This window comes from Halomonas sp. 11-S5 (genome assembly GCF_029889825.1).
Taxonomy (GTDB): domain Bacteria; phylum Pseudomonadota; class Gammaproteobacteria; order Pseudomonadales; family Halomonadaceae; genus Halomonas.
The window spans coordinates 1-1,027 of the sequence record NZ_JARANW010000056.1; the positions used below are offsets into that span (position 1 = coordinate 1).

1 protein-coding gene is annotated in these 1,027 nt (G+C 61.8%); it reads left to right on the plus strand.

Annotated features, from left to right (window positions below):
• The first annotated feature begins 80 nt into the window (after positions 1–80).
• Positions 81–1,022, plus strand: coding sequence for an IS1595 family transposase (locus tag OP497_RS17445; RefSeq protein WP_280550776.1), 942 nt, complete (start codon positions 81–83; stop codon positions 1,020–1,022).
• Positions 1,023–1,027 lie beyond the last annotated feature (5 nt).

A 1,027-nucleotide genomic window follows, 5' to 3' on the forward strand; every position in this document is an offset into this window, starting at 1 on the left:
CCTGATTACTCATGTTGATCAGCCACCATTCCGCCAGCTTGTCCTATACTGAGGTTATATCCAGTAGAGGAGGTGACGTCATGGCACGCAACCCGATCCAGTTTCAGCCCGGCCTGTCGCTGCCGGCCTTCCTCGAGCAGTACGGCACAGAAGCGCAATGTCGGGCGGCGCTCTATCAGTATCGCTGGCCCAAGGGGTTCGTTTGCCCCGACTGCGGCAACACCACCGGCTGCCAGCTGTCGCGGGGGCTCTACCAGTGCCATCGCTGCCATCATCAGACCTCGCTGACCGCCGGCACCATCTTCCATGGCACGCACTTGCCGCTGACCACCTGGTGTCTGGCGATCTACCTGCTCACGCAGCGCAAGAGTGGCATCTCGGCGCTGCAGCTGTCCCGGGAGCTCGGCGTCGCCTACAACACCGCCTGGAAGCTCAAGCACAAGCTGCTGCAGGTCATGCACGAGCGCAACCAGGGAGAGAGGCTCTCCGGGCGCATTGAGATCGATGATGCCTACCTGGGCGGTGAGCGGCCCGGAAAGCGCGGGCGCGGCGCTGAGCACAAGTTCCCCTTTGTCGCCGCCGTGCAAACCGATGAGGAAGGCCATCCGCAGCGGGTTCAGCTGCGCCGTGTGAGCGGCTTTACCCTTGACGAGATGCGTCGCTATGCCCAACAGGCCATTGTGCCTGGCAGCCAGGTCATCAGCGACGGCCTCGGATGCTTCAGGGCCTTCGACACGCCTTTCTACGTTCATGACTGCCACATCACAGGCGGTGGGCGTGCCAGTGTGAAGAACCCCGAGTTCAACTGGGTCAACACGGTGCTGGGCAACGTCAAGAACGCGATCACCGGCACCTACCATGCCATCCGCGGGAAACATACCCCACGCTACCTGGCCGAATTCGAGTATCGCTTCAATCGGCGCTATGACCTCAAGGCCATGATCCCGCGGTTTCTCACGGTAGCCGCCCGAACACCGCCGATGCCATACCGGTTCCTGAAGATGGCTGAGCCTTATGCGTAATCAGG

What these genes read in the sequence shown, in the direction of transcription:
- OP497_RS17445 (WP_280550776.1), top strand. Translation starts at nt 81, where the DNA reads ATGGCACGCAACCCGATCCAGTTTCAGCCCGGCCTGTCGCTGCCGGCC.